The organism is Candidatus Binatia bacterium (genome assembly GCA_036382395.1).
Classification (GTDB): Bacteria; Desulfobacterota; Binatia; order HRBIN30; family HRBIN30; genus JAGDMS01.
In genome coordinates, this window is sequence record DASVHW010000020.1 from 1 (window position 1) to 6,002 (window position 6,002).

The 6,002-nt window shown below is 60.7% G+C and carries 6 protein-coding genes; 5 read left to right on the top strand and 1 reads right to left on the bottom strand.

Annotated features, from left to right (window positions below; translation table 11 throughout):
• On the bottom strand, positions 1–316 hold a 316-nt coding region (locus tag VF515_01100; protein ID HEX7406224.1), incomplete at its 3' end, for a hypothetical protein.
• A gap of 520 nt (positions 317–836) precedes the next feature.
• Between VF515_01100 and VF515_01105 the strand changes: the two genes are divergently transcribed.
• The 5 genes from VF515_01105 to VF515_01125 all read left to right on the top strand — a co-directional run.
• On the top strand, positions 837–1,799 hold the full coding sequence (locus tag VF515_01105) for a lysylphosphatidylglycerol synthase domain-containing protein (protein ID HEX7406225.1): 963 nt from the start codon (positions 837–839) through the stop codon (positions 1,797–1,799).
• Positions 1,800–1,965: 166 nt separating this feature from the next.
• Positions 1,966–2,700, top strand: a complete 735-nt coding sequence (locus tag VF515_01110) for an outer membrane lipoprotein-sorting protein (protein ID HEX7406226.1) — start codon at positions 1,966–1,968, stop codon at positions 2,698–2,700.
• Positions 2,697–3,953 carry an ABC transporter permease gene (locus tag VF515_01115; protein ID HEX7406227.1) on the top strand — a complete coding sequence of 419 codons (1,257 nt, stop codon included), beginning with the start codon at positions 2,697–2,699 and terminating at the stop codon, positions 3,951–3,953. The genes VF515_01110 and VF515_01115 overlap by 4 nt, the downstream gene beginning before the upstream one ends.
• 137 nt (positions 3,954–4,090) lie before the next feature.
• Complete coding sequence (locus tag VF515_01120; protein HEX7406228.1) at positions 4,091–5,380, top strand: FtsX-like permease family protein; 1,290 nt, start codon at positions 4,091–4,093, stop codon at positions 5,378–5,380.
• Positions 5,381–5,531: 151 nt separating this feature from the next.
• On the top strand, positions 5,532–6,002 hold a 471-nt coding region (locus VF515_01125; GenBank protein HEX7406229.1), incomplete at its 3' end, for an ATP-binding cassette domain-containing protein.

Consider the following 6,002-nt stretch of genomic DNA (forward strand, 5'->3'; position numbering starts at 1 on the left):
ACGGCGCGCTGGCGTTGGGGGCGATGTCTGCACGGAACGTGAACGGCAGCGTTCTACCGGGGCTGTCGGTCCCGGGATGACGCTCGTCGTTCCACAGCCACGTTTGTCGGAGCAGCAACTCAACTCCACGAACAGTGGCAGGCGACTTGTTGACGATGGTGCCTGAGACCGAGCCCTCTTGGACCCTCAGGTCGTTGACGACAATCGTTTGAGCGGCCTCAGAGGCTGGCACGACTGCCGGCGTAGCAGTAGCGCTATGCAGCGGCAGGATGAGAACGCCCAGCAGCGCGCCGAAGATCCAGATGCGTGTGACCATGATCCATTCTCCTTCCTTGTGCCGCGCCGGAGCGCCTGCTCAGGCAGCGACACGATGCGCCGACCGGCGGATTCTCGGTGCAGGCGATTGCCAACCCTTTCCACTGCCCATCAGCACACCGGTACTGAGTGCCAGACTGGCAGACCGCCGAGCCGTGTGAATACGTCGTCCCCTTGTACTTGCAGTCGCCATCGCCAAACGCCGGTCCCGCAATCAACACCGCACCCAGGGCGCGAAGTACAGCGTTCCTCTCAATCATAGTCCGCTCCTTTTCTGTCCACGTGACAGAGCGGCTGCATGAGCCGCCCGCAGAAACCTTCGACCACGGTCCACTGTGGTCGGCGTGGTCATGTCCACTTGTACGCGGCCACGGCCGCCGCCGTAAGCTCGGGGTAGTACGCGCGTACTTCTACCCACGGCGTTGCGGGCGTGAGTATTCCCCGCCGAATCAGAACGGTTTTCCTGACTCGATCTGGCACGCTGCATCGTGATAGGAGGGCGCAGGAAAATGCGACGACACTTGCGCAAAACAGTGCTGCAAAGCCTTGTTGCCTACGCGATCGCGGCGGCAATCGTATGGTACGCTGCGCGCGGCGTCTCCTGGAGTCAGGTGGCCGACGCCGCAAGCCACGCCACGCTCTGGCTCTTTGTCGCCGTGAGTCTCGGCGGCTTTCTCTGCTGGTTTATCGGCGAGACAATCGTGTTTTCCCGTCTGTTCAGTTATTTTCACGCTCCGACCACAGGGCTCGAGCTGCTTCCGGTCATGGCTGCGGTCTACTTTCTTCAGACCATCAACTCCCACATCGCCAGCGGGGCGTTGGTGCTCTTCCTGCACGCGCGCAAGCGCCTGCCCTGGCTAACGGCCGGAGGCACCTTGATGTACCAGGCCGGTGTCGACGTCATGCTGCTCGCCATATTGTCGCTGGTCGCGATCGCTCTCGTGCCGACATCCCCGATTCGGCTCGGCCTCAACTACGTGGCAGGTGTGTTTGTCGTCGGCTGTCTGATCGCCGCGTTTTGGCTTTTCTGGGGGCCGCGGCTGCGTTCCAGCAATTGGCTCCGATGGCTCTACGAGCGGCCATCGCTGGTCAGTTTCCGCACGGCGCGGCTCTCGCATTTCATCAAGCTGCTCGCCATCAGGTTTCCGATTTACCTGGGAGCAGGCTTCGCGCTCTATGGGCAGTTCGTTAGTTTTCACATCCGGATCCCACTCGTGCAGGTGCTGGCTTTGACGCCACTCATTGTGGCGATAGGAAATGCGCCGCTCTTACCAGGAGGTATCGGAACGACTCAGCTCGTTTTCACCATCGGTTTCGCCCGGTTTGCCAGCAAGGACGATTTGTTCGCGCTCTCTCTGGCCGTCAGCGCGTTCAACCTTCTGGCTCGGATACCGATGGGACTAGCAATGGGCACGCCGCTGGCGGAAGGCACAGTCGGCGTCAAACGCGAATTCACGATGAAGCACAAGGCCAGCCAAGCCTGAACCCCGGTTGGTCACTTGATCTCTGCGCCGCATCGATAGCTTGCCCTGCTGGGATGCGGTCGGCGAGCATGTGGCGCGACGACCCGGGCGGCTAATCGCTACTGTTGATTCTCTGGCTCGCGCGGGTAGCATGCCGGTTATGCGGCGGGAAAAAAGAATCATGGCCATGTGCCTTGGGCTGATATTGCTGAGTCTGAGTCAGACATCTCATGCTGCGGACGAACGTGCGCAAGAGGCGGTGGACCGGGTGGCGCGGCTCTTTAGCAGTAAGTCCAGCATCGCAACGGTGAAAATGCAGATCTCCAACGAAAACGGGCAACGGAACCTGTCGATGAAGATCTGGTCGCGCGGAACGGACAACGTCCTCCTCCGCATCGACGGTCCGCAAGAGGAAGCCGGCACGGCCGTCCTCAAAGTCGGCAGCGACATCTGGTACTATCTGCCGAAATCGAACCGCACGGTTAAGGTGCCTCCTTCCATGACGATGACCTCGTGGATGGGAAGCGACTTCACCGTCGATGATCTGGTGAAAGAGAGTCTGCTCGCGCGCGACTATTCTATTGCGCCCTTCTTTGAAGGAGAGCGCGGTGGAGTTGCCGTGTACGAATATACCCTGACACCCAAGCCGAAAGCGGCGGTGGTGTGGGGGAAAATCATTGTGCAGCTCTACCAGGTCAACATGATGCCCACATGGCAGGGCTATTATGATGAGGACGGGAAGCTGGTCCGGGAGCGGACCTTTTCCGAGTACAAAACGATGGGCGGGAGGTTCATTCCTACGCGCCTGGTCATGCGGCCGGTGGCCAAGCCTGGTGAGCAGACCACGATCGTGTTCGAAGATATCAGCTTCGACGTGCCGATCAGCGCGGAAACGTTTTCCCTGTCCAACCTGAAGCGATGAGCCGACGGCTTCCCCAACTGGCTTGGCGCAATCTCTGGCGCAATCCTCGCCGTACGTCCATCACGATGGCGGCCATTGCCTTGGGCTACGCCATGCTGCTGTTCGTTGCGTGCCTGATGGAAGGCCTGCGGCAGCAGATGATTGAGAACGGCACGAACCTTGTTTTCTCCCAGATCCAGGTGCACGCTCCTGGTTACTACCCCAATCGTTCCCTTCAAAAGACCCTGGGAGCGGGACCAGGGACGGATGTCAGCGCGATGCTTGCTGCGGTCACGGCTGATCACCGAGTGTATGCCGCTACTCCGAGAGTGTACGGCCACGGCTTGGCAAGTGCCGCTCACCAATCCGGGGGAGTGGAGCTCATGGGGGTCGCCCCTGATCAGGAACAACAGGTTACCGTCCTGCATACCAGGATAGTCAAAGGGAGCTACCTGAACGAACGGATGCCAAAGGGTATCGTGATGGGAGACAGACTCGCCACCACCATTGGCGTCGGAGTCGGATCAGAAATCGCCCTGTTGGCGCAGGCGGCCGATGGGTCGATGGGGGACGACCTGTACGCAGTTGCGGGGATTTTTCATACCGGTATTGAGCCCATGGACCGGGGTCTGGTGCTCATGTCTCTCTCTTCTCTACAGGAGCTCTTGCACTTGGCGCCCGGCAGGATCCATGAAGTGGGCATCAAGCTGCACGACGCCACCGAGGCTGTTGCCGTGGCTGGGACACTCGAGGCCGAACTCGGCAAGACCCTTCCCGTTCGAGTCCGGGCCTGGCCTGAACTGGCGCCGGAGCTTGCCGCGTATGTGCAGTTCAATCGCAGTGTTACCGTCATGCTCTTTTTTATATTTTTTCTTCTCGCGGTTATGGGCATCATGAACACCATGCTCATGGCGGTCTTTGAGCGCACCCGGGAGCTGGGAATGCTTATGGGCCTGGGAATGCGTCCGGTTCAGGTCGTCGGTCTCGTCCTGGCAGAAGCGACAGGATTGGCGGTCGTCAGCCTGGTCCTAGGAGTAGCGCTTGGGGCTCCGCTTCTCTGGTATCTGCAGGTCCATGGTCTGGAATTGGGCGGCGTCGCCAACGAAATCTCTGTGGCTGGAGTACCGGTGGGTCATTTGTGGTACGGCCGGCAAGATTTTTCTGCGTATTCCCAAGCGGCTCTGGGGCTAGCCATCACGGCCGTCGTCTCCGCCCTGTATCCGGCGTTACGGGCAGCGCACTATCGGCCGACGGAAGCGCTGCGGAAGGCCTAGCGGGCTGCGCCCAGCGTCCTTTCGGCGGGTCCGCTCGCCTCCTTCGACGGAGCTCAGGACAGGGTTGGGTCGCTGGGTGCGGCTTCGGATGAAAGTTGACTCATGAACAACAAGTTCGTACCTTCAAGGGCCTAGGGATGACGGAACTTTCCCTGCTGGTGAAAATCGGCTGGCGCAATCTTTGGCGCAATCCCAGAGGCACCCTGCTGACCGCTCTGGCCTTGGGTGTGGGTCTGGCGTTGCTGCTGATCTCTTTGGGCTTCCTCGATGGCAGCCACGAGCAGATGATTGCCGATGCGGTGCGACTGGGTTCGGGGCACGTAGCGATCCAGGCAAAGGGGTATCAAGACGCCGGCTCTCAGGAGCTGTTGCTTCCGGCCCGAGTGGTGTCTGTGGCCGAGGAGTTCCTGCAGACCGAGGCCATGAAGGATGTTGTGCGCGGGGTGAGTCCGAGGGTGCTGGCCTCTGGGCTGCTGAGTTCCGCCGCCAACGCTGAGGGCGTGAGCATTGTTGGGGTGGTGCCACGAGAGGAACAGGCCGTGTCCCTGATCCCTCAGCGAATCGTCGCGGGGGCGTATCTGAATGACGACGAACCGTCTGAGGTGGTCATCGGGGCTGAGCTGGCCGGCAAGCTCGAGGTGAAGATAGGCTCCAAGGTCGTGCTCATGACTCAGGCGGTACGACCGCCTGGCGCCGACGCGGCGGATAGAGCCGAAGGAGAAATGCAAAACACGCTCTTGCGGGTGAGCGGGATCTTTCGAACGGGTCTACAAGCGATCGATGCCCACGTCATCCATGTGCGCCTGTCTGAGAGCCAGGCACTGCTCGGGGTGCCAGATCAGGTGACGCAGATAGCCATCCTGCTTGCACCGGAGGGTGACTCGCAGATGGTGGCAAACGACTTACGGCAGCAGCTGGCGGGAAGTCCGGTCGAAGTTCTGACCTGGCGGGAATCAACGCCAATGCTGGTGCAGAGCTTTCGGCTGGACGAGACCTTCAACTACATCATGAACGGCGTTGTACTAGCGATGGTCGGGCTGGGAATATTCAACACGATCCTGATGAGAGCACTGGAGCGCCGCTATGAATTTGGTGTGTGTACAGCTCTTGGCCTGCGGCCTCGGCAGCTCGCAGAGATGCTCATTGGTGAGTCGCTGGCTCTCACGGTGATCAGCCTCGCCATGGGTCTGGCGCTGGGTTTGGGCATCCACCATCATTTCGCCACCGCCGGGTTGGATCTGCGCTGGCTCTTCAAGAGCGGCCTTCCCACGGCGTTCGTTTTCGACCCGATCATCTACCCGCGCTTGAGCCTGAGGCGAATCGTCGGGTCCGTGAGCATAGTGTTCATGATGGCGACCATCATGTCCTTCTACCCGGCGTTCAAGGCAGCGCGAACGGAACTGCCTGATGCATTGAAGGTAATCTAGCAGCCTGTCGGACTTGGCAGCCAGCAGCGACCCAACACGTCCGCCGGAAGCCTCTGGAGTGCGGGCGGGGAGCGGGCCATAGAAATGACGCCGGCCGCAGGCCCTAGAAGCGAGTGGACAGCTGGGGGCCGAGGACGGATTGGAGGGCGATGTGGCTGAGTGGGCGGTGGAACTGAGTGGCGTGAGTAAGACGTACCATACGGGACCGATCAAGGTCCCGGCACTGCGTGGAGTCGATCTACGGATTGCCCCGGGGGAATTCTTGGCTATTGCCGGTCCTTCAGGTTCCGGCAAAACCACCTTGCTCAACATCATGGGTGGACTCGACCGGGCGGACACCGGCGAGGTCTGGGTGGCGGGACAGAACCTCCAGCTTCTATCGTCAGGGGAGCTGGCGCGTCTGCGTTTGCATCGCATCGGTTTCGTCTTCCAAGCCTACAACCTTCTGCCGGTCCTCACCGCCCTGGAAAACGCCGAGTTCACCTTGCTCCTGCAGGGTGTGCCGGCGCGGGAGCGTCGGAACAGGGTGCAGAAGCTTTTCTCGGAGATCGGCCTCACTGGCCTTGAAGATCGTCGTCCGGTGGAGTTATCCGGCGGGCAGCAGCAGCGGGTTGCCGTGGCT

Coding starts and splice junctions, on each gene's coding strand:
- VF515_01110 (HEX7406226.1), top strand. CDS start 1,966: ATGTGCCTTGGGCTGATATTGCTGAGTCTGAGTCAGACATCTCATGCT.
- VF515_01115 (HEX7406227.1), top strand. CDS start 2,697: ATGAGCCGACGGCTTCCCCAACTGGCTTGGCGCAATCTCTGGCGCAAT.
- VF515_01120 (HEX7406228.1), top strand. CDS start 4,091: ATGACGGAACTTTCCCTGCTGGTGAAAATCGGCTGGCGCAATCTTTGG.